At 53.4% G+C, this 22920-nt stretch carries 22 protein-coding genes, 1 other RNA gene and 1 pseudogene; 3 read left to right on the top strand and 21 right to left on the bottom strand.

Translation table 11 applies throughout. The features are described 5' to 3' along the window. Positions 1-107: 107 nt before the first annotated feature. The 14 genes and pseudogenes from ACTNCH_RS05675 to plsX all read right to left on the bottom strand — a co-directional run bounded on the left by ACTNCH_RS05675 (position 108) and on the right by plsX (position 13900). Positions 108-1460: an MATE family efflux transporter gene (locus tag ACTNCH_RS05675; RefSeq protein ID WP_441016486.1), complete on the bottom strand. Its 1353-nt coding sequence runs from the start codon at positions 1458-1460 to the stop codon at positions 108-110. 464 nt (positions 1461-1924) lie between these two features. Further along, positions 1925-2626: pseudogene (trmD, locus tag ACTNCH_RS05670) on the bottom strand (tRNA (guanosine(37)-N1)-methyltransferase TrmD); the annotation flags it as partial. Then, positions 2626-3132, bottom strand: coding sequence for a ribosome maturation factor RimM (gene rimM, locus ACTNCH_RS05665; RefSeq protein WP_158362260.1), 507 nt, complete (start codon positions 3130-3132; stop codon positions 2626-2628). The pseudogene trmD and the gene rimM, both read right to left, overlap by 1 nt. Positions 3133-3192: 60 nt before the next feature. Then, positions 3193-3423, bottom strand: a complete 231-nt coding sequence (locus tag ACTNCH_RS05660; protein WP_158362258.1) for a KH domain-containing protein — start codon at positions 3421-3423, stop codon at positions 3193-3195. A 12-nt stretch (positions 3424-3435) separates the two neighbouring features. Then, complete coding sequence (gene rpsP / locus ACTNCH_RS05655; RefSeq protein ID WP_158362256.1) at positions 3436-3681, bottom strand: 30S ribosomal protein S16; 246 nt, start codon at positions 3679-3681, stop codon at positions 3436-3438. A gap of 48 nt (positions 3682-3729) precedes the next feature. Beyond that, the gene (gene ffh / locus ACTNCH_RS05650; protein ID WP_441016481.1) at positions 3730-5082 is read right to left on the bottom strand and encodes a signal recognition particle protein; all 1353 of its coding nucleotides are present in this window, start codon (positions 5080-5082) and stop codon (positions 3730-3732) included. Then, the gene (gene ylxM / locus ACTNCH_RS05645; protein ID WP_158362252.1) at positions 5083-5415 is read right to left on the bottom strand and encodes a YlxM family DNA-binding protein; all 333 of its coding nucleotides are present in this window, start codon (positions 5413-5415) and stop codon (positions 5083-5085) included. A gap of 89 nt (positions 5416-5504) precedes the next feature. Then, the gene (locus ACTNCH_RS05640) at positions 5505-6083 is read right to left on the bottom strand and encodes a manganese efflux pump MntP (RefSeq protein WP_441016478.1); all 579 of its coding nucleotides are present in this window, start codon (positions 6081-6083) and stop codon (positions 5505-5507) included. Positions 6084-6098: 15 nt separating this feature from the next. Continuing rightward, positions 6099-7310 (bottom strand): threonine ammonia-lyase, encoded by a 1212-nt coding sequence (gene ilvA / locus ACTNCH_RS05635; protein ID WP_441016475.1) that lies wholly within the window; start codon positions 7308-7310, stop codon positions 6099-6101. A 33-nt stretch (positions 7311-7343) separates the two neighbouring features. Beyond that, entirely contained in the window at positions 7344-8282 is a 939-nt protein-coding gene (gene ftsY, locus ACTNCH_RS05630) for a signal recognition particle-docking protein FtsY (RefSeq protein ID WP_441016472.1), read from the bottom strand. A gap of 21 nt (positions 8283-8303) precedes the next feature. Then, positions 8304-11864, bottom strand: a complete 3561-nt coding sequence (smc, locus tag ACTNCH_RS05625; protein WP_441016469.1) for a chromosome segregation protein SMC — start codon at positions 11862-11864, stop codon at positions 8304-8306. A gap of 11 nt (positions 11865-11875) precedes the next feature. Next, on the bottom strand, positions 11876-12559 hold the full coding sequence (gene rnc, locus ACTNCH_RS05620; protein ID WP_441016466.1) for a ribonuclease III: 684 nt from the start codon (positions 12557-12559) through the stop codon (positions 11876-11878). 98 nt (positions 12560-12657) lie between these two features. Next, positions 12658-12891, bottom strand: a complete 234-nt coding sequence (gene acpP, locus ACTNCH_RS05615) for an acyl carrier protein (protein WP_178038685.1) — start codon at positions 12889-12891, stop codon at positions 12658-12660. Between the two features lie 4 nt (positions 12892-12895). Then, positions 12896-13900: a phosphate acyltransferase PlsX gene (gene plsX / locus ACTNCH_RS05610; protein ID WP_441017812.1), complete on the bottom strand. Its 1005-nt coding sequence runs from the start codon at positions 13898-13900 to the stop codon at positions 12896-12898. A gap of 187 nt (positions 13901-14087) precedes the next feature. Between plsX and ACTNCH_RS05605 the strand changes: the two genes are divergently transcribed. Beyond that, on the top strand, positions 14088-15047 hold the full coding sequence (locus tag ACTNCH_RS05605; RefSeq protein ID WP_441016463.1) for an aldo/keto reductase: 960 nt from the start codon (positions 14088-14090) through the stop codon (positions 15045-15047). 35 nt (positions 15048-15082) lie between these two features. Here the strand turns inward: ACTNCH_RS05605 and ssrA are convergent. Further along, positions 15083-15422, bottom strand: a transfer-messenger RNA (tmRNA) gene (ssrA, locus tag ACTNCH_RS05600). 117 nt (positions 15423-15539) lie between these two features. Then, positions 15540-16889, bottom strand: a complete 1350-nt coding sequence (locus ACTNCH_RS05595; RefSeq protein WP_441016460.1) for a putative ABC transporter permease — start codon at positions 16887-16889, stop codon at positions 15540-15542. A 157-nt stretch (positions 16890-17046) separates the two neighbouring features. Between ACTNCH_RS05595 and ACTNCH_RS05590 the strand changes: the two genes are divergently transcribed. Next, positions 17047-17799, top strand: coding sequence for an AzlC family ABC transporter permease (locus ACTNCH_RS05590; protein ID WP_441016457.1), 753 nt, complete (start codon positions 17047-17049; stop codon positions 17797-17799). Further along, the gene (locus ACTNCH_RS05585; RefSeq protein WP_441016454.1) at positions 17796-18101 is read left to right on the top strand and encodes an AzlD domain-containing protein; all 306 of its coding nucleotides are present in this window, start codon (positions 17796-17798) and stop codon (positions 18099-18101) included. The genes ACTNCH_RS05590 and ACTNCH_RS05585 overlap by 4 nt, the downstream gene beginning before the upstream one ends. A 128-nt stretch (positions 18102-18229) precedes the next feature. On the opposite strand, the gene ACTNCH_RS05580 is transcribed toward ACTNCH_RS05585, so the two are convergent. From ACTNCH_RS05580 to secG, 5 genes are all read right to left on the bottom strand, one after another. Further along, on the bottom strand, positions 18230-19156 hold the full coding sequence (locus ACTNCH_RS05580) for a methylenetetrahydrofolate reductase (RefSeq protein ID WP_441016451.1): 927 nt from the start codon (positions 19154-19156) through the stop codon (positions 18230-18232). Next, a complete protein-coding gene (locus tag ACTNCH_RS05575) occupies positions 19156-19806 on the bottom strand; it encodes a methylenetetrahydrofolate reductase C-terminal domain-containing protein (RefSeq protein ID WP_441016448.1) in 651 nt (216 codons plus the stop codon). The genes ACTNCH_RS05580 and ACTNCH_RS05575 overlap by 1 nt, the downstream gene beginning before the upstream one ends. 192 nt (positions 19807-19998) lie before the next feature. Further along, the gene (gene smpB, locus ACTNCH_RS05570) at positions 19999-20466 is read right to left on the bottom strand and encodes an SsrA-binding protein SmpB (protein ID WP_441016445.1); all 468 of its coding nucleotides are present in this window, start codon (positions 20464-20466) and stop codon (positions 19999-20001) included. Further along, entirely contained in the window at positions 20453-22588 is a 2136-nt protein-coding gene (gene rnr / locus ACTNCH_RS05565; protein WP_441016442.1) for a ribonuclease R, read from the bottom strand. Before rnr ends, smpB begins: the two co-directional genes overlap by 14 nt. Before the next feature lie 95 nt (positions 22589-22683). Further along, positions 22684-22920 carry a preprotein translocase subunit SecG gene (gene secG / locus ACTNCH_RS05560; protein WP_441016439.1) on the bottom strand — a complete coding sequence of 79 codons (237 nt, stop codon included), beginning with the start codon at positions 22918-22920 and terminating at the stop codon, positions 22684-22686.

Raw genomic sequence — 22920 nt, 5'->3', positions numbered from 1 at the left:
TTAATTCATTCATAACATTGACCCTTTTTTTCTGTTGTATGTTGTTTACAATCACTTAATCTTTTTTTATTTTATAGAAACATTTTGTTCCTAATACAAGAGCTTTTTCACCAAACCGCAGAACTTTTCGTCTCCCGGGTAATATAGAAGAAAGTCAGCACAAAAACAATCCCCTTTGCGATGGATGTGGATGAGAACGCCCACCAAATGCCGGTCAGACCCATGCGTCCGCCCAGAAGAATGGCCAGCGGAATCCGGGCGCTGGTGAAGGTGATGCTGATGACGCTGCACAGGCGGGTTCGTCCCAGACCTGATAAAGCGCCCACCGTCATCAGCTCTTCGCACATGAAGCCCTCGCAGAAGCCGATGATAATCAGATAGCCCACCGCAATGGCGATGGCTTCCGGCTCATAGAAAAAGATTTTCGCGATAGGCTCCGGCAGCAGCACAAAGATCAGGGTAATCAGGACGCCCCAGACTCCCACCGTCCAGAGGGAAGCCCGGTAGCCTTTTCTCACCCGATCCATTTTGCCTGCGCCGTAATTCTGCCCAATGAAGGCATTCAGAGCCGCTCCGAAGCCGTCCGCTGTGTTCCAGGAGACGGATTCGATCTGGCCGCCTACCCGCTGCACTGCCACGGCAGCTGAACCGAAGGCCGATACCATCCGGGTCAGCACCATGGAAATGGCACAGTAGGCCATACCCTGCAGGGCCGTGGGAATTCCGATTTTACAGATGCCATTCACATATTCCACCTGGGGCTTTGCGAACAGCCGCATGCCCTTCAATACATTTCCGTTCTGCCGCAGCACCACGCCCAGGATCATGATTCCCATGACGATAAACTGCGCGGTTACCGTGGCAATGGCCGCTCCCACCGCTCCCAGCTTCGGGAACGGACCCGGGCCCAGAATCAGCACCGGATCAAGGATCATGTTCGTCATCAGACCGATGAGGTTCGCTACAAATGGGGTCTTCGAATCACCCTGGGCCGTATAGAGGCCGGTCAGGGTCAGCGTCAGAAACGAAAATACCAGCAGGCCGCAGGCTACCAGCATATAAGAGAAAGCCGCCTCCAGCGCCTCCGGATCCGTCAGTTTAAAAAAATCCACCAGCGGATGCAGAAAAATTACACAGATCGCCGAAAAAGCCAGTCCCAGAACCGTCGCCAGCTGCACCGCTGTCTGGGCATAGCCCCGGGCCGCCTCCCGGTCTCCCCGTCCGATACACTGAGCCACCTGTACCTGACCGCCCATGCGAGCCATGGAGGCCAGCCCCTGGGACAGCCAGATATACATGCCGCCCACGCCGACGCCAGCCACTGCTTTCGAACCCAGACGGCCAATCCAGGCCATATCCGTAATGTTATATAACGTCCCAAGAAAAGACGAAGCCATGATGGGAATCGCAAGCTTCGTCAATGTCTTCAAAATAGGACCCTTCGTCAAATTTCCTTCCAATGTCTCTTCCCTTTTCTCTTTTGTTATGACAGAGCGCGCAAAATCGCCATGCCTTCAGCCAGATCGCCGATTTTGCGGTAATAATCTGTTCCCGGTTCCTTTGCCCCTGCCTCTCTGTCCGGAAGGTACACCGTACGGAGCTTCAGGCTCCGAGCTGCTTCCACCATCTCCGGGCTTCCCGCAAATACAAGGGTTTCCGACGGCTTCAGGCGGCCTTTCTTCAGGGCCTTCCGGAAGGTCTCCAAGTTTTCCCCGCAGATCCAAAAATCCACCTGTTCCTCTATTCCCAGCTTCGACAGAAGGCCGGTCGCTTCCTGTTCCTCCAGGGAACTGAATACGCCTGTCTTCATTTCCTTCTCCCCTGCCAGATCCAGGATTTCCTTCACATAGCTCTCCTGCCGCGCAAGGCAGTTATCCAGATCAAACAGGACTCCCCGGAAGCGCTTCTTTTTATCCGGCTGCGACAACGCCTGCTCCTTCTGATATGCTTCATACAGATCCGGCCGCCGTTCCCGGGTCCGTAAGATGGACAGCTCCTGCCGCCAGCCTTCGATATTCGTATGATTACCGGACAGCAGTACCGGCGGCACCTCTTTATCGTGCCATACCTCCGGACGGCTGTACTGGGGATATTCCAAAAGTCCGTCCTGGAAGCTTTCAAACTCCGCGGACACTTCATTATTCAGCACCCCCGGCACCAGCCGGGAAATGGCGTCAATCATAACCATGGCTGGGAATTCCCCTCCGGTCAGCACGTAATCCCCGATGGACACGTAATCCGTCACGACCTCCGTCAGCACCCGCTCGTCGATCCCCTCGTAATGGCCGCAAAGGAAAATCACATGCTCCTCCTTTGCCAGCTCCTCCGCCATGCCCTGATGGAAGGTGGTTCCCTGGGGCGTCACATAGATGGTCCGGGCCTTTTTCCCGATTTTCTCCGTCACCGAAGCCCAGGCCCGGTACACCGGCTCCGCCTGCATGACCATGCCCGCGCCGCCGCCGTAGGGGTAATCGTCCACTTTATTGTGCTTATTGTCTGCAAAGTCGCGAATGTTTACCGCATTCAGACCAATGACGCCCTGCTCAATGGCCCGGCCTGTAATACTGGTTTTCAGGCCATTTTCAATCATTTCCGGAAATAAGGTCAGTACGTGATACTGGTTCATCACAGAAGGCCCTCCGGAATCCGCACAACCATCCTTGCGTTCTCCACATCCACCGTAAGGATGCAGGATGGAATGGCCGGAAGCAGGATTTCCTTTCCTTCTTCGGTCTCCACCACATAGACATCGTTGGCACCGGTCTGCAGCACATCCGTCAGCGTGCCCAGACGCTTCTCCTCCTCATCATATACGTCCATATCAATCAAATCTACAATGAAGTTTTCATTTTCCGCAAGCGGGACTGCCTGCTCTCTATCAATCAAGAGATCTTTTCCTCTGTATTTTTCTACCTCGTTGATATCCTGGAATTCCTTGAATTTCAAAATCACCTGATTCTTAAAAAACTTTACGCCGGCAACCTGAAGCTCTTTGTACTCTTTTCCCGTATCCAGATATATCTTTTTCAGCTTCCGGAAACGCTCCGGATCATCGGTGGTGGGGAATACCTTTACCTCGCCCTTCAGGCCGTGTGTGGATGCGATGACGCCTACACGCAGATACTGTTCCATTGTGTTTCCTCCCTTTATATAACAACAGCGGGTGTTTCCACCCGCCGTCTGTGCGGAATTCTACTGAAGAATCTCCACAACTACTTTTTTCTCTTCCTTAGATGACGCTGCTTTGACAACGCTGCGAATGGCCTTGGCAATGCGGCCCTGTTTGCCGATTACCTTTCCCATATCCGAGGGCGCTACGCGGAGCTCGACCAGAATGGTTTTCTCATTCTCTGTCTCCGTAACGACAACCTCATCCGGATGCTCCACCAGTGATTTTGCAATCACTTCTACTAATTCTTTCATTCGATACCTCGATTATTTCTCTACGCCTGCTGCCTTCAGGATCTTGCCTACCATCTCAGTCGGCTGAGCGCCGTTTGCAAGCCACTTCTTAGCTGCCTCAACGTCTACCTTGAAAGTACTCGGATCTGTGCTCGGATCGTAAGTTCCGATCTCCTCGATAAAACGACCGTCTCTCGGGGATCTGGAATCTGCTACGATAATTCTATAGAAAGGAGCTTTCTTCTGACCCATTCTTCTTAATCTAATCTTTACTGCCATTTGTTTCACCTCCGCATTTTCTGCTGTTAATATAGTATTTTTATTTATTTAAAAAGGAAAACGCATACGTCCCTTTTTACCACGTTTGCCGCCCATTCCCATCATGCCGGGCATCTGCTTCATCATCTTGCGCATCTGCTCGAACTGCTTCACCAGGCGGTTGACCTCCGCAATGTCCACACCGGCGCCTCTGGCGATACGGTGCTTTCTTGAGGGGTTCAAAATCTCGGGATTGGACCGCTCCTTCGGCGTCATTGAAAGGATAATCGCCTCGGTGCGCGCCATCTTCTTCTCATCGATGGCATTTTCAATGTCCTTCATCTGGCTTCCCAGACCCGGCATCATAGCCAGCACACTGGAAAGACCTCCCATTTTCTTCATCTGGTTCATGCTCTCCAGATAATCGTCAAAGCCAAACTGCGCTTTCTTCAACTTCTGCGTCATGGCCTTGGCTTTTTCCTCGTCCACGGTCTCCTGCGCCTTCTCAATCAGGGTCAGCACATCGCCCATTCCGAGGATACGGGACGCCATACGATCCGGATAAAACTGCTCCAGATCCGACAGCTTCTCGCCCATACCTATATATAAAATCGGCTTTCCGGTCACTGCCTTGACAGACAGGGCCGCTCCGCCTCTGGTATCGCCATCCAGCTTCGTTAAAATCACGCCGTCGATGCCAATCTTATCGTTGAACACGGTGGCCACATTGACTGCGTCCTGTCCGGTCATGGCGTCTACGGTCAGAAGAGCCTGATCCACATGGAGATTTTCCTTAATCTCCTGCAGCTCCTCCATCATATCCTCGTCTACGTGCAGGCGGCCTGCCGTATCGAGAATTACAACACTGAAGCCGTTCTTCCGGGCGTACTCATAAGCGCCCTTCGCGATATTCACCGGCTTCTGGTTCTCGCCCATGGTGAACACTTCCACGCCCTGCTTCTCTCCGTTGACCTGCAGCTGCTTAATCGCTGCCGGACGGTAGACGTCACAGGCTACCAGAAGAACTCTTCTTCCCTTGGCCTTCAGCTTTCCAGCCAGCTTGGCTGCCGTGGTGGTCTTACCTGCACCCTGCAGACCCATCATCATGAGGACGGTCACATCGCCTGCGCCCTTCAGCTTCAGCTCTGTGGTCTCGCTTCCCATCAGGGAAATCAGCTCCTCATGGACAATCTTTACTACCTGCTGTCCCGGCGTCAGGCTGTTCATCACGTCCGCACCGATGGCACGCTCCTCCACAGACTTGATAAACTGCTTTACTACCTTAAAGCTTACGTCCGCTTCCAGAAGAGCCATCTTCACTTCCTTTAAGGATGCTTTTACATCTGCTTCGGAAAGACGTCCCTTGCCCCGCAGGTTCTTAAATACATTCTGTAATTTATCAGATAAACTTTCAAATGCCATCTATAAATTCTCCAATATCCCGTTTAACTGCCGTACAAGTGCTTCCTTGTCCGGTTCTTCGGTCTCCCTTAAGGACTTTTCCATCTCTTCGATCTGCTCTTTGATGGTCACAAACTTCTCAACCAGGTGAAGCTTCGACTCGTATTCCTGCAGAATCTTGTTGCACCGCTTAATCAGATCATGCACGCCCTGGCGGCTGATACCCTTTTCTTCCGCCACTTCGCTGAAGGAATAATCGTTCAGCACCACGTCCTCGTAAATCTGCTTCTGATGATCCGTCAGCAGTTCTCCGTAAAAATCATACAGCAGCGTCTGCTCCAGAATTTTATCCATACTTCTCACCTGCCTGACTTATCATACACAATCCGGACAGGGTTGTCAAGTATTTTTTCTTGACAAAATTATTTTTGCGATATTTTCTGTCATCCCAGCAGTCCCAGGTGCTCCAGCAGAATCTTCAGGCCGATACCGATGAGTATTACGCCGCCAGCCAGCTCCGCCTTCGCCTTATACTTCATGCCGAAGAGATTGCCGATCCGGATTCCCGCTGCGGATATCACGAAGGTGGTGATCCCGATGAAGGTGACGGAAGGAATCAGCGCCACATTTAAAAAAGCCAGGGTAATTCCCACGGCCAGGGCGTCGATGCTTGTGGCTACTGCCAGCATCAGCATAGTTTTGAACGCGAACGGATTTTCTTCCTTCGGACAGACCTCCCCGTCCTCTTCTTTTCCCAGGGCTTCCCGGATCATATTGACGCCGATGATGAGAAGCAGTACAAAGGCAATCCAGTGATCGACGCTGGTGATGTAATTCTTAAACCGGCTGCCCAGCAGATACCCCAGAAGCGGCATCAGGGCCTGGAAGCCGCCGAACCAGACGCCTGCGATACAGCATTCCCCGGCTCCTGCCCGGGGGACGCTTAAGCCCTTACAGACCGATACGGCAAAAGCGTCCATGGACAGACCTACCGCAAGGATAAAAAGTTCCAGTAATCCCATAATTACCTCTGCTTTTTACAGATTGATTTTTACAAGACGCGGATGGAAGCCTGCGTCGTCCAGCTTCTTGACAATGCGGTTCTTGTGCTCGGTGCCGAAGGCTTCGATGGTAATCCGAAGCTCCACGCCCTCGCTCCGGTTGGTGCCGATGAACTGGTTGTGATCCAGTTTGACAATATTGCCGCGCTCGTCCGCGATTACCTGGGAGATCTTCACCATCTCGCCGGGCTTGTCCGGAAGAATCGTGGATACGGTAAAGATACGGTCTCTCTGAATCAGGCCGAACTGTACCATGGAGGACATGGTGATGATATCCATGTTGCCGCCGCTTAAGATGGAGACAATCTTCTTGCCCTTTACATTCAGGTGGTTCAGCGCCGCTACGGTCAGAAGGCCGGAGTTCTCCACTACCATCTTATGGTTCTCTACCACATCCAGGAAAGCGCCGATCAGCTCGTCGTCGGTTACGGTGATAATGTCGTCCAGATTCTTCTGGATATAGGGGAAAATCTTGCTTCCCGGGGTCTTTACCGCAGTACCGTCGGCAATGGTACTGACCGTCGGAAGTGTGGTTACTTTTTTATTCTTCACAGAAACCTGCATACAGTTGGCTCCCGCAGGTTCCACGCCGATGACCTTGATATTCGGGTTCAGAAGCTTTGCCAGAGTAGAAACGCCTGTGGAAAGTCCGCCTCCTCCGATGGGAACCAGAATGTAGTCTACCAGCGGAAGCTCCTTTACGATCTCCATGGCAATGGTACCCTGTCCGGTGGCTACTGCCAGATCGTCAAAGGGATGGATAAAGGTATAACCATGCTCCTCTGCCAGCTTATAAGCATGCTCACACGCTTCGTCATAGACGTCTCCGTAGAGAACCACCTCAGCGCCATAGCTCTTGGTGCGCTCCACCTTCATCAGCGGCGTGGTGGTCGGCATGACGATGACCGCCTTTGCCCCATAGGCCTTAGCTGCGTAAGCCACGCCCTGGGCATGGTTTCCTGCGGATGCGGTAATCAGTCCCTTGGCCCGCTCCTCCTCGGTCAGGGTGCTGATCTTGTAATAAGCGCCGCGGATCTTATAAGCGCCTGTCACCTGCATATTTTCCGGCTTCAGGTATACCTTGTTCCCGGTCTTTTCGCTGAAATACGGGCTGTATAACAGCTTGGTCTCAATCGCTACCTTCTTCACTACCTCTGAGGCTTCTTCAAATTTTTCCAGTGTAAGCATTTTTTCTCCTCTTTTCCTGTGTATAAACTATGGTCAGTCGTTTTTTTCCTGATGGAACAGGGCATTGACAAATTCGTCCGCGTCAAACTTCTGCAGATCCTCAATGCTCTCGCCCACGCCGATGTATTTTACCGGAATTCCCAGCTCGGCCTGAATGGCCACCGCGATTCCGCCCTTGGCGGTACCGTCCAGCTTGGTCAGCACGATACCTGTGATATCGCAGACCTCCTTAAACTGGCGTGCCTGCTCCAGCGCGTTCTGACCGGTGGTTCCGTCCAGCACTACCAGAGTCTCGCGAAAAGCGTCGGGATATTCCCGGTCAATGATCCGGTTGATTTTCCGCAGCTCCTCCATCAGATTCTTTTTATTATGAAGACGTCCTGCCGTATCGCACAGCAATACGTCCGCATGTCTTGCCTTGGCCGCGCAGACCGCGTCATAGACCACAGAAGCCGGATCCGCGCCCTCGCTGCCGCCGATGATCTCCACACCGGCCCGGTTGGCCCACTCGGTCAACTGCTCCCCTGCCGCCGCGCGAAAGGTATCCGCCGCCGCCAGAATGACCTTCTTTCCCTGATCCTTCAGCTTGCCGGCCAGCTTTCCTACGGATGTGGTCTTACCCACGCCGTTGACGCCGATAACCAGCACCACGGATTTTTCCTGCTCAAAACGGTAAGCCACCTCGCCCACCTGCATCTGCTCCCGGATGCTGTTGATCAGAAGCTCTTTGCACTGGGAGGGATCCTTGATGTGCTGTTCCTTTACCTTCTGCTTCAAATCCTCCAGAATGGCGTTGGTGGCGTTGATTCCGATATCACCCATAATCAGGATCTCTTCGATTTCCTCATAAAAATCCTCGTCAATCGCGGAATATCCGCTGAAAATACTGTCGATACCGGCCGCGATATTCGCCCTGGTCTTGGCAAGACCGGACACCAGCCGGCTGAAAAAGCCTTTTTTCTCCTCAGACATATCCTTTCCCCCTGAATTTAACTATTCATCTAATTCTTCTTCAATCAGGTTTACGGAAACCAGCGTGGAGACGCCCTTTTCCTGCATGGTGATACCATACAGGCGATCGGCGGATTCCATGGTTCCCTTCCTATGAGTTATAATAATAAACTGTGTATTTTTTGTCAACTTGTGAAGATATTTCGCGAAACGGTTGACATTGGAATCGTCCAGAGCCGCCTCGATCTCGTCCAGCAGACAGAAGGGCGAGGGCTTCAGGTTCTGAATGGCAAACAGCAGGGAAATGGCCGTCAGGGCCTTTTCTCCACCGGAAAGCTGCATCATATTCTGAAGCTTCTTTCCGGGCGGCTGCGCGATAATCCGCACGCCTGCCTCCAGCATATCCGCCTCCGGATCCAGCTCCAGCGTTCCCTTTCCGCCGCCGAACAGCTCCTTGAAGGCCTTGTCGAACTCGGTCCGGATCCGGCCAAACTGCTCTTCAAACTGCCGGCGCATCCCCGTATCCAGCTCCGAAATGATACCCATCAGGGTTTCCTCAGCCTTCACCAGATCGTCTCTCTGGGTATTCATAAATTCATACCGCTCGGAAATCTGTTTATAATCCTCGATGGCGTTCACATTGACGTCGCCCAGCTTCCGGATCTCGTCCTTTAAGGCTGCCGTCTGCCGTTTCAGGACTGACAGCTCCGTATATTCCGGATTCTTCATGGGAAGGGCTGTGTTGTAGGTCAGCTCGTACTCCTCCCACATATAATCGGTCAGGGAATCCGCTGTTTCTTCCAGCTTTTCCCTCTGGCTGTTCAGTCGGAATACTTCCTTATCCAGTTGGGTTTTCCGGTCTGACAGTTCCTCCCGCCGGGTGAAAAAGTCCTTTTGCCCGGTCAGGAGCGCCTCCCGCTTCTTGCCAAGCTCCGTAGCCTCTCCGGCCAAACGTTCGCTCTCCCGAACCATCTCCCCAATCTGGCTGCGCAGGGCCTCAATGCCTTCTTCTTTGGCCTGAATGTCCGCGTCGCCCCGGCGCATACCGGCCTGAAGCTCTGTTTCCTCATTTCTAAGACGGGCAAGCTCCCCGTCAATACGGGCCGCGTTTTCATCCGCAAAGCCTGCCTTCTGGGTCAGCGCCGCCAGATCAAGATGAACCTTTTCATTTTCTCCGATGCTTTCCGCTTCCTTCTGCTTCAGCTTCGCAAGACTTATCTGGGCCGCCTCGATTCTGGCCTCGTTCTCTTTCTCCTGCTCCTCGGATTCCCGGATTTCCCCGTAAATGGCTTCCCGGCTGTCCCGGATATCCGCGAACTGCTGCTCAAGCCCGGAAAGCTCCCGGCGAAGTCCGGAATAGCTCTCCACAATCTCGTCCAGACGGGCCTTCGCCTGATCCGCGTTCAGCTTGGCCGTATTCTGCTTCAGATACTGCTGCTGCAGCTCTCCGGCCAGTGCCTCGGCCTCGGTACGGCGCAGACGACGCTGCTCCCGCAGGGCTTCGATCCGGAGACGGGCTTCCTTGATATCCGCCTCCAGCTTCTGCACATTTTCTTCCAGATCCGTCAGCTCCCGCTTTCTTCCCAGCAGGTTGCTGGAATTGCGGAAGGCTCCGCCGGTCATGGAACCGCCGGGGCTTAAGGACTCGCCCTCCAGGGTAACGATAAAGAGGGAATGGTTGTATTTCCGGGCAATGCGGATAGCGTCGTCGATGCGCTCTGCCACTAGGACTCTGCCCAGTAGATGCTGCACCACCCGTTCATACTTCTGATCTGCCCGCACCAGGGTGCTGGCAAGGCCGATGGCGCCCGGTTCCTTCAAGGCCTCCGGCTTCGCAAAGCCGCCTCTTCCGCCCACGCTGGTCAGGGGCAGGAAGGTCGCCCGTCCGAAGCGGTTCCGTTTCAGATATTCGATGAGCCGCTTGGCGGTGTCCTCATTCTCCGTCACGATATTCTGGATGCTTCCGCCCAGGGCGGTCTCAATGGCAGTCTCATAGCGCTGATCCACCTGAATCAGATCCGCAACGACGCCTTCGATTCCCGGCACCTGCTTCTTCTGCTCCATGACCTTTCGGATGCTGTTGCCGTAGCCATCGTAACGCTCGGCCATGTTCCGGAGGGATTCCAGACGGGAGGACTCCCGGTGAAAGGCGCTCTGGCCTATCTCCAGCTCCTCGTTCTTTTTTCCCAGCTCCCGCCGCAGGCTCTCGGCTTCCGCCTCTTTCTCCCGCTGACTTTCGGACAGCTCCAGAATCCTGCCGGAGACGGTCTCCAGATCTTTCCGGTGGCTCTCGTAAAGAGCCCGCTGCTCCTCCTCGCTGCTTTTGGCCAGTAAAAGCTTCTGGTTCAGCTCCGTCCTTCGAATCTGCGCCTGCTCCTGCATGGCGTCATATCGCTGCAGCCGGCCCTTGGTGGAGGCCCGCTCATTTAAAAGGCTGATAATCCGGTTTTTACTGCTCTCCGCCGCCTCATTTTCCGCTTCAATCTGCCCGCGCAGCTCCTGTAAGCGCGCGTCCGCCTCCGCGGAAACGGCAGCCGCTGCCCCAAGCTGCTTCTGCAGCTCTGCCTGCTCTGCCGCCAGCTTCGCCCGAGCCTCCTGCCGTTCTTTCATATCTGCGGCAATGTTCTTCAGACGACTCTCCATCTGTTCGCCGCCCTGCTGCACTGAATGGATCTGTTCCTTTAAAACCTCGATCTGTCCCTCCAGCTGCTGGCGGCCCAGACCTGCCCGGGAGGCTGCCTCCCGCGTCTCCTCCAGACGGCGGTTCAGTTCCTCTAACTCTTCCTCTATCCGGGCGTGCTCCTTCTTGATATTCTCGTACTGCTCCGTAGCCTCCCGAAGCTCCTGATCGGCGTCCCCGATCTTCGTTTCCAGCTCGGAAAGCGCTCCCTGAACCCGTTCTGTCTCCAGAAGAAACATATTCACATCGTAGCTCTTTAATGCTTCCTTCTTTTTCAGATATTCCCGGGCTACCGCCGACTGCTTTTCCAGCGGTCCCAGCTGCTTCTCCAGCTCTGCCAGAATGTCGTTGATCCGGACGATGTTCTGCTTCTCGTCCTCCAGCTTTTTCTGCGCCGTGTTCTTCCGGCGCTTGAACTTCACGATACCGGTGGCCTCGTCAAAAAGCTCCCGGGACTCCTCTGGCTTACTGCTCAAGATTCGGTCAATCTGGCCCTGCCCGATGATGGAATAGCCCTCTTTACCGATACCGGTATCGTAAAACAGCTCGTTGATGTCCTTGAGCCGGCAGGCCGCGCCATTGATCAGGTACTCGCTCTCGCCGGAACGGTAGAGACGTCTTGACACCGTCACCTCTTCATAATCTATAGCCAGCTGATGATCGGAATTATCCAGTGTAATCGCCACGTAGGCATAGCTTAAGGGCCGCCGGTTTTCGGTTCCCGCGAAGATGACGTCCTGCATACTGCCGCCTCGCAGCTGCTTCACCCGCTGCTCGCCCAGAACCCAGCGCACCGCGTCCGCCACATTGCTCTTGCCGCTGCCGTTGGGGCCTACAATGCCGGTGATTCCGTTGTGAAAATCGAATACAATCTTATTTGCAAAGGACTTAAAGCCCTGTACTTCTATACTTTTTAAATACATTCCTTACCCCGTTACCTGCGGACCTTTCTCTCCAGAAGCGCCCGGTATGCCGCCTCCTGCTCAGCCGCCTTCTTGGTCCGGCCGCTGCCGCTTCCCAGCACCTTCTCCTTCAGCATTACATTCACCGTGAACCGCTTGTTGTGATCCGGTCCCTCCTCCTTCACCAGCTCATAGTGAATCGGTTCCTCCGTTTCACTCTGAATCTGCTCCTGAAGGATAGTCTTGCTATCATAAAAGAGTTTTTTGTGCTCGATATCATTCAGGATAAAACGATGCACAAATTCTTTTGCATTAGCAAAACCACCGTCCAGATAGATCGCTCCCAGCAATGCTTCCATGGCATCCGAGGTGATGGAATCCCGGTCCCTTCCTCCGGTCAGCTCCTCGCCCTTGCCCAGTCGCAGCCATTCACCCAGTCCCAGATCCCGGGCGCACAAAGCCAATGTCTGCTCACAGACGATGCTTGCGCGGGTGCGGGTCGCCTCGCCCTCCGGCATGGTCGGGTAATTCTGATACAGAAATTCACTGGTAGCCAGCTCCAGTACCGCGTCTCCCAGAAATTCCAGACGCTCATTATTCATAAGCTTGTCCCAATGGCGCTCATTGGCGTAGGAGCTGTGGCACAGAGCATGCTCCAGAAGCCTCCGGTCGTGAAAATGATATCCCAGCTTGTGTTCCAATTCTTCCAGCTTCATATAGTTCTCCTGTTCTTATCCTATCCTGAGGATAGTTCCTGCTATATAAAAATGTCCCAGAAAAGCCCGCGGCCTTTCTGAGACAACCTTATACTTTCTTAGTCCTTCTTCAGATTGCGGATTGCTTCTACCGCGTCGCCGACAGATACGATTTTCTCTGCTTCCTCCTGGGCGATCTCGATGTCAAATTCTTCCTCAATTCCCATGATAATCTGAAATACGTCCAGGGAATCTGCTCCCAGATCATCTACAAAGGTGGTATCCATGGTGATTTCGTCCTCGTCCACGTTCAGCACATCTGCGATAATTCCTTTCAGCTTTTCAAATTCCATTGTTTCATCCTTCCTCTCTTACAATATTCTCTCTAATCTTATCATTAATCCGCTGCTCCTTAAATGTGACGCACTGGATAATAGAGTTTCTGACTTCCTTTGCCTTGGAGCTTCCGTGAGTCTTGACTACCAGTCCCCGAAGTCCCAGAAGCGGCGCTCCGCCGTATTCGGTAGCGTCAAAGGACTTCAAGGTCTCCTTCAGCGCCGGCTTCACCAGAAGCGCGCCGATTTTGCTCTTAAACGTACTCAGCATTCCGGCCTTGATTTTGCTTATCAGAACGGCTCCCAGGCCCTCGTAAAGCTTCAGAATGACATTTCCCACAAAGGCCTCGCATACGATGACGTCTGCCTGTCCGTGGGGAATCTCCCGGGCTTCAATATTGCCGATGAAGTTAATCCCATCGCATTCCTTCAGAAGCGGGAAGGTCTCTTTTACCAGAGCGTTACCCTTCTCCTCCTCGGCTCCGATATTAACGATCGCCACACGCGGATTCTTTACGCCCATAACATGCTCCATATAGATGGAACCCATCTTGGCAAACTGCACCAGGTGGGACGGTCTGGCGTCCACATTGGCTCCGCAGTCAATCAGCAGAGATACGCCCTTCTCCGTCGGAATCAGCGGCGCCAGAGGCGGCCTCTCCACGCCCTTAATCCGTCCTACCAGAAGCTGTCCGCCCGCCAGTACGGCTCCGGAGCTTCCGGCTGACACAAAAGCGTCTGCTTTTTCTTCTTTTACCAGCTTCAGTCCTACCACAATAGAAGAATCTTTCTTCGTCCGGATGGCTGCCACCGGCGGCTCTGCCGTCTCGATCACTTCCGTTGCGTTTACAACCTCTACCTGCTGCTCTCTATAGGAATAACTTTTCAGCTTCTCCCGAATCAGTTCTTCTCTGCCCACGAGAATGACCTGAATGTCCTCCCGCAGCGCTACGGCTTCTATGGCGCCCTTGATAATCTCGTCCGGCGCATTGTCTCCGCCCATTGCGTCTACCGCAACTCTGATCATTTCCTGCATGAATCTTTCCCTCCCGATCTTCTGATCTATGTACTCAGATCCTTTATCATAATACTAAATATCAAATGAGAAATCAACAGTTTCTTTGCCGGGTTTGCTTTTTCCCGCAATCCATGTATAATTACAAATAACGGGTTCTCCTCTGGCGGAAACCCGCATTCTGACAATTTGAGGTTTTATGATGAAGAAAAAATTTTTAGGAAATACAGGGATTGCGGTCAGCATCGCCGGCTTCGGCGTCCTTCCCATGGGGCCCAGCCAGCTGGCGCTGCCGGTAGAGCAGGGGGCGGGCGTGATCCGCTATGCATTGGAACATGGATTCAACTTTCTAGATACGGCGCAGTATTACCGCACCTATCCGTATATCAAAAAGGCGTTGGAACAGGGGGCCTTTGACAACGTGGTCATTTCCTCCAAATCTCTCTGCACCGATTATGACGGCATGATGGAGGCGGTGCTGGAGGCCCGGGAGGAGCTGGGGTGCGGCGTCATCGACATCTTTCTCATGCATGAGGTCCGTTCCGGACAGCTTGCGGAGCGGACCGGAGCCTGGGAAGCGTTAAAAGACGCCCGGACAAAGGGACTGGTGCGGGCCATCGGTCTTTCCACCCATCACATTGACATCACGGAGGCGGCAGCCTCCATGCCGGATCTGGACGTGGTCTTTCCGCTTATCAATTACGCGGGACTGGGGATTCGAAAGGGCGACGCTTTCGGTTCAAAGGAAGAAATGCTGGCCGCTATCCGTCTCTGCCACCGGGCCGGAAAAGGCGTGTTCTCCATGAAGGCCTTCGGCGGCGGAAGCCTCACAGCCCATTACCAGGAGGCGCTTGACTATGTATTCTCCAAGGAGGAGATCGATTCGGTGATGATTGGCTTCGGGAAAAACGCGGAGGTGGACGATCTGCTTTCCTATTTAGATGGAAAAATGGAAAAATCTTACAATCCTGACGTGTCCAAAAAGAAGGTTTATATCAACCAGGAGGACTGCGAGGGCTGCGGCTCCTGCAAGGCCGCCTGCCCCGCCGGAGCCATCTTCTACAACGACAACGGCCTGGCGGAAGTCGACCACGACAAATGCCTGACCTGCGGCTACTGCAGCCCGGTCTGTCCGGTGCGGGCTGTGATTATGTATTAAAAAAATACCACCTGTCAAATGACAAGTGGTATTTTTGATGGACCTGAGGGGAATCGAACCCCTGTCCGAAAGCCTGTTCCCTGTTCTTCTACTATCGTAGTCAGTTCTTTGACATTCCCTCCGTCCGCCGGGAACTAACACCCTGCGAACTTTAGTAGCTTCATGATACGCCCATGCGCGCAAAGCTTAACACATGTCGTTTCCCGTATAGTCGATGCCGGGTTCTTAAAGTACGGGTACTCTAAGGCCGACAGCTGCCATTAGGCAGCGTATGCTAAATTATCTTCAGCGTTTATTTTTAATTTCGCGATTTGACGCATCGCCTGCGGATAGCTTCACCAGCTGCGAGACCCCCGTCGAAACCAGTACAAGCCCTGGTTAGAGCTGCCTGAAACGCTGTGAACGGCAGCCGTTTTGCCCTCTTCGGTAATCTGTTCTTGTAGTATAGTCTGAAATCTTACAAAAATCAAGCCCTTTTCGTAAATTCGCTCTCTATTTCACCAGAATCGCATTGGGATAGATCCGTTCCATCCGCTCATCCGGAAAATGCTCGTCCAGCCAGCCGTCCGCCGCCGTCTCAATGCCCGCGCCGGTCTGCCGCACCGTATAGCGGTTCAGAGCCAGGCCCGACAGGCAGATATCATAAATCATAAAGACCAGCAAAATCCAGGTCATCCAGGTCCCGATCTTCTTCGGAAGTTTCTCAATCCAACCGGATAATCTCGGATAAAGAAGGCGCATCCAGACCACAGCCGCAATGCCCCAGAAAAAGCAGTACAGCAGGTTGATTCTGCCACCCAGATTGAAGGGAATCTTACTGTAGTCCCAGAACACTGTACCGAATACCAGCTCTGTGAACACGCTGCAGATGTACTCGTAAGCGCCGCCCAGGATCGTACCGAAGCAGAAAATATAACTGTCGCTCCGATCCTTATAGCGGTACAGGATCGCGGTCAGCAATACGCAGCCCAGTCCCCAGACAATACTGAAGGGACCGTACACCACGCTGCTGCGGCTCATCAGCTTCCCGGCTGTCACATAGCAAAAAACCGTCTCTGTCAGATCGCCCAGAAAGGCTCCCAGGAAAAACAGGCAGGCCAGCTTATAAAAGCAGCAGCCCACAGCAAAAACGCCGGCTCTGGACCGGGCCTCATCTGCCTCCTTCTCCCGCTCTCTCCGGGCCCGGAGAAGCTCCTCCGCAGCCAGCCGCGGATAAGCCCGTTCCATACGCCGAAGCACAAAGCCTGTCAGTTTTCCGCCTATCTGATCGGAGGTTTTCTGAAGGTTTTCCGCTACGCCGTAAAGGAGCGACGCCTTCTTCACACTGGATTTTACCTGCAGAATTCCCACCAGCGTGCCGATAAAGTCCAAAAGGGAAATGACGCCCAACACGATCAGGAGCACCTTGCCGACTGATACCGGCAACAGCTTCAGCAGATCCCGGAGAAACGGATTGACAAAACGGATACAGAGCACGCCTAAGCTTCCCCAGACCAGGGACCAGGGCATACTGACATAACCGCCAAACTGGAACCGTTTCCGGGAAAAATCCCACCATTTCCGGTGGAAAATCCGCTCCAGCACAAAGCCGGTCAGGTATGTCACCAGGAAGGACAGAATCACGCCTCCCAAAAACAGGAAAAACAGCCTGTCCTTCAGCTCTGTCAGAAAAATCGTAAAAGCAAGGCCGCCAAAGCCGTAAGCCGGACACCAGGGTCCGTAAAAGAAGCCCATGTCCACAAATTTTCTCTGACGTACCGCTGCGTAAGCGGTGTTAAAAACCCATCCGGCAAAGGCATAACCGAAAAACAGCCACAAAAGCTCATATCCTGTCCATTCCATCCTACTGATTCCTCTTTCTCTTTTTTGAAATATGAACCCTATTATATCCGTTTCCGCAAATCTGTACAAGTCTTTTCTCTATACTTCGCTCTTTACTTCTCCACAGGAAACTGCTACAATATTACCTGTTTCAAAAGAGAGAGGAGCATAGAATTTTATGAATGATAATAAAGCACAGACCTTTCGCTTCGGAATGCGGGACGGCATTCCCATCGGTCTTGGCTATCTGGCTGTTTCCTTTTCCCTGGGCATTCCTGCCAGAAGCGCAGGTCTCAATGCCTTTCAGGGCTTTTTACTCAGCCTTCTCAATAACGCGTCTGCCGGGGAATACGCCGGTATCACCGTCATCGCCGCCAACGCCGCTTACGCGGAGATCGCCATCGTAACCCTGATCACCAACGCACGCTATCTTCTGATGAGCTGCGCCATGGGGCAGCGGCTCCGCCCCGGGCTTTCCCTGGGACACCGGCTTCTGATGGGCTTCGATATTACCGACGAGCTTTTTGGCATTGCCATAGCCAGGCCCGGATATCTGAACCCCTACTACACCTACGGCGCCATGCTGATCGCCATGCCCTGCTGGGCCTTCGGCACATCTCTTGGTGTCATCGCGGGCAATATCATGCCGCCCCGGGCAGTCAGCGCCCTGAGCGTGGCCCTGTTCGGTATGTTCCTGGCTATCATTATCCCGCCGGCCCGGCAGAGCCGGGTGGTGGCCGGCCTGGTGGCCCTGGCCTTCGCGGCCAGCTTCGCCTTCTCGGTCCTGCCCGTAGTCAGCAGCCTGTCGGAGGGTACCCGCACCATTATCCTGACGGTTCTGATTTCCGCAGGAGGCGCGCTGTTCTTCCCGGTTTCCCAGAAAAAGGATCCCCTGGAAATAAAAGCTGAGAAAGGAGCTTCCCCCTCATGACCCATAATATCTACATCTACATTCTGGTCATGGCCGCCGTATCCTACGCGATCCGCGTGCTGCCCCTGACCCTGATTCGAAAGCCACTGGAAAATCAGTTTCTCCAGTCCTTTCTCTACTACGTGCCTTACGTGACCCTGGCTGTGATGACCTTCCCGGCTATTCTCCACGCCACCCAGTCTCCCATTTCCGGAGCCCTGGCCCTTCTGATCGGCATTGCCGCTGCCTGGATGGGCGCCGGTCTTCTGCCTGTGGCGGTTATCTGCTGCGTAGTAGTATTTGTGACGGAGTTCTTTTTGTAAACTCACTTTTACATAAGCTTACTTTTACGTAACCTTTCTTATTTCACGCAGCCGAAAGGGCTGAGGCAGTTCTAAACCGCCTCAGCCCTTTTTATATCATACCTTCTCTTCTCCCCTGAAACTAAAACTTACTCGATGGTCAGTCCTGCCTTCTCCAGGATCTTCGGCACGTTCTTCTCCGCACCGATGGCCATGATATGTACGCCGTCGCAGATACCCTCGTCCTTGATCTTGGCGATCATCTCGGCAGCCATCTCGATACCAAGCTGGGTCGGCAGTCCCTTGACGCCCTTCTCCTTGCCCTCTGCAGCCGCAGCGGACAGACGATCAATCATATCCTGCGGTACCGCGATACCCGGTACATTCTCATTCATGTATTTTGCCATACCTGCCGCCTTCAGCGGAATGATACCGGCCATAATGTGGGTATGGATACCAGCCTTGTCTACCTCGTCCATGAAACGCTTCAGGCTTTCGATATCAAAGATACCCTGGGTCTGGATATACTGTGCGCCTGCCTCTACCTTCTGACGCAGCTTATTGATCTGCAGCGGAAGCGGATCGTAAACCGGAGTTACAACCGCGCCCTTGTAAAATGTAGGAGCTCCGCCCTCCAGATCGTTGCCGCCGCAGTCCTTTCCGGTTGCTTCCATATAAGTCAGCATATGCAGGATTCCGACAGAATCCAGATCGTAGACCGGCTTGGACTCCTTGCAGTCTCCTACGGTCGGATGGTCTCCGGTCAGTGCCAGCATGGTATCGATTCCAAAGGCTGCTGCGGAAAGCATATCGCCCAGGATACCCATACGGCTCCGGTCACGTCCGGTCACCTGTACAATCGGCTCCAGTCCTGCTTCCTTCAGCTTGATACACAGGCCTAAGGAGGAAGCCTTCAGACAGGCAGACTGCATATCGGTTACGTTTACGCCGTGTACCTTGCCCTTCAGAAGCTCTGCCACTGCAAGCTGCTCTGTAAAGTCACAACCCTTCGGGGGAGCCATCTCAACGGTTACACCAAATTTACCGCCTTCCAGCGCTTTCTCTAACATTCCCATTACTTATTCCCCCTGATATTAATTGTTCTCGGATAAGCTACCTTCGCATAGCCCTTGTCCGTTCTTCTCTTAGCCAGGAGATCCAGTCTTCCCAGAGCCTCCAGACGCTTATAAATCATTATCCAGGCACAGTCATTCTCCGGATTCACCTCGCACTTGCCGTTCTTCTGGCCGCCGCAGGGACCGTTTACCAGAGACTTGGCGCAACGGGAAATGGGGCAGATACCGCCAGTGGTTCCCAGAACGCAGTCTCCGCAGAGATGACAGGCTTCCTCGAAGAGACCGAAACGGACAGCCTCACCCAGGAACATGGTGTTGTTGGACGGATAAACCGGTGCGGACGGGCTGTGGGCTGCCGCCACCTGCACGCCGTCACCACAGGACATACAGACAACCGCGTCCGGTCCTGCCGCGTTCAGCTTCTTCATCGCGGTCTTTACACCCATATTCATACAGCAGTAATCTGCCATATTGGTGGCTACTACAGTCTTTCCCTTGGACTCCAGATATGCCTTCAGTTCTGCTACTTCCTTCTCGCCGCCTGTGGCACATGCCGTTGCGCAGCTTCCGCAGCCCAGAATCGCAATCTTCTGTGCGTCTCCGAGCATCGCCATCAATTCATCGATGGGCTTTTTCTGTGTGATAATCATGATATCCTCTCCTTAAAATTTCGGGTGTTTGTCAACGGGAGGCTTTCCTTTTTGGAAGTCACTTCTGCCCGAAGAACCTAGTTCTATTTTATCTACATTTCACATAAAAATCAACCCGTAATTTTCTTTTTTTAACAGAAAATATCATTTTTATAACAGCATTCTTTTCAATTCATAACATTTTATAACATTCTAGTAAAGATTCTTTACTTTGAAGTCCTTCTCCGCCTCGCGCCGCTGATCCTTTTTGGCAATGTCCTGGCGCTTGTCGTAAAGCTTCTTACCTCGGGCCAGACCTACCTCAACCTTAACCAGGCTGCCCTTTAAGTAAACCTTCAGGGGCACCATGGTGTAACCTTTTTCTGCCATCTTGGAGGCAATCTTCCGGATCTCATACTTGTGCATCAGAAGCTTCCTGGGCCGGAGGGGATCCTTGTTGAAAATGTTGCCCTTTTCATAAGGACTGATGTGCATGCCGTAGACCCAGACCTCTTCCTTTTCCACCTTGACAAAGGCTTCCTTCACACTGCATTTTCCCATACGGACGGACTTCACCTCGGTGCCTGCCAGGGAGATTCCCGCCTCGTAGGTCTCGTCTATAAAATAATCATGATACGCCTTTTTGTTGTTGGCTACCAGCTTGTAATTATCTTTCCCCATCATTTTCTCCTAACAACTCGTAATCTATGGTTCTGCACAGCCGATCGGTGTTCTTCACGCGGATACGCACCCGCTCTCCGATACGCCAGACCTTTCCGGTCCGGGCTCCCCGAAGCTCACTTCCGGCCTCGTCATACTCGTAAAAATCATCGGTCAGAGAATTCACATGGACCAGGCCCTCCACCGTATTGTTCAGCTCTACATACAGGCCGTAAGCCGTCACACCAGAAATGACGCCGTCGAACTGCTCCCCGATATGCTCCTCCATGTATTCTACCTTTTTCAGCTTCACGGTCTCCCGCTCTGCCTCTTCCGCCCGCCGTTCCAGCTCGCTGGAGCGTTTGGCCACCTCCGGCAGAATGGCTTCGTAATGGACCACCCGGTCCCCGCTTAACCTGCCTCGCAGATTTTCCTTGATAATCCGGTGAATCTGCAGATCCGGATACCGCCGGATAGGGGAAGTAAAGTGGCAGTAATGGGTGGCCGCCAGACCGAAATGGCCGCTGCAGTCCGTCGCGTACTTTGCCTGCTTCATGGAGCGCAGGGTCAGGCGGCTGATCATGGCCTCCTCCGGCGTCCCCGCAATCCTGTCCAGCAGCTTCTGCACCTCGCCCGGATGAATCTCATCGCCCGACGTATGAAGCGCGTACCCAAAATTCCGGATGAAGGTTCCCAAACGGCTCATTTTCTCACTGTCCGGCTTCTCGTGGATCCGGTATACAAAGGGCTGGGCCTGCCAGTAATAATCCTCTGCCACCGTCTCGTTGGCCGCCAGCATAAAGTCCTCGATGAGGCGGGTAGCTGTATTCCGCTCGTAAGGTCTGATATCTATGGGGTATCCCTTTTCGTCCAGAATCACCTTCGTCTCCGGAAAATCAAAATCGATGGAGCCTCTTTTTCTTCTCCGCTTCCGCAGAAGCGCGGACACCTCTGCCATCTCCTTCAGCATGGGGACCAGCTCCGGATAGAGGGCCGTTTCCTCCGGATCCCCGTCCAGCACCTTCTGCACGCCCGTGTAGCTGAGTCTGCGGTTCACACAGATCACCGTCTCCGCTATGGTATGTCCGATGATCTTTCCCTTTCCGTCAAGGGTCATGATACAACTTAAGGCCAGCCGGTCTTCTCCCGCGTTCAGGGAACAGATTCCGTTGGAAAGAGTCCGGGGGAGCATGGGAACCACCCGGTCCGCCAGATAGACACTGGTTCCCCGGTCAAGGGCTTCGTGATCCAGGGCGCTGTTTTCCTGCACATAATTGGTCACATCCGCGATGTGTACACCCAGCACATAGTTTTCTCCCTCTCTTCGAAGGGAAACCGCGTCGTCCAGATCCCTGGCGTCCTCGCCGTCAATGGTCACGCAGGTTTCCTCCCGAAGATCCAGTCTGCCTGCCCGGTCTGCCTCAGACACCGGCTTTGCCACACGCTCCGCCTGGTTCAGCACCCGCTCCGGAAACTCTGTCGGAATCCCATAGGCCAGCATAATTCCCAGCACCTCGGTGGCCGGGTCGTCGGCCTCGCCCAGAATCCGGGTAATCTTTCCCTCGGGATTTTTCCGTCCCCTGCCATAATCAGTAAGCTCTGCCACCACCTTCTGGCCGCCCACTGCCGGTCCGATTTTCTCCAAGGGAATAAAAATGTCCTGACGGATCCGCTGATTATCCGGCACCACGAAACCAAAGTTCTTGCTGCGCTGAAAGGTACCGATGACTTCCGTGATCCCATGGGACAGCACCCGGGTAACGACGCCCTCCGGCCGCTTGCCTGCATGGCCCTTGATGACCACCTCCACCGTATCGCCCAGAAACGCGTCCCCGGCGTCGGCTTCTCCGATGAAGATATCCTGTTCCTCGCCCTCCACAGAGACAAATCCGAAGCCCCTGGCATGTCTTGTATACACGCCGACCGCTTTTTTTATCTCTGCCTTGCCGTAACGTCCCCGCTTGGACAGGGAGATTTTCCCTTCCGAGAGAAGCTCATCCAGAACCCGGTTCAGTTCTTCCCGATCCTTCTTTTCCACCTGCAGAATAATCGCCAGCTCCTTCTGCTTCATGGGCACATAGCGCGGATCATTAATAAAATCATATATAATTTTCTTTCGCTCCTCAAATGTCTTGTCTGCCATAGTTCCTCCGGCTTTTACCTAAAAACATAAAGCACCCTCGGTCAGCCCGGGAGTGCTTTATCTGTCGTAAAATCTGTCATAGACAGGCTATTACATTAAAAAATGTTTAAATTCAGTACCAGTGCCAGCACGATAAAGGTAATTGCCAGAATCTTGGTCGCAAGCACAATCTTACCCTCTGCGGAACGGCTCTTATTCTGCTCCCAGAAAGAATTGCCGCCTGCAATCGCTCCCAGACCGTTGGACTTGCCTTCCTGCATCAGTACCACAACCGTCAGCGCGATACACACCAGTACAAAAAGAACCATTAAAATAGCTCGGATTACTCCCAT

Source organism: Candidatus Merdisoma sp. HCP28S3_D10 (assembly GCF_052065835.1).
Classification (GTDB): Bacteria; Bacillota; Clostridia; order Lachnospirales; family Lachnospiraceae; genus Laedolimicola.
Note: the sequence above shows the minus strand (reverse complement) of the source record. Positions and strands in the feature narration are given on the sequence as shown.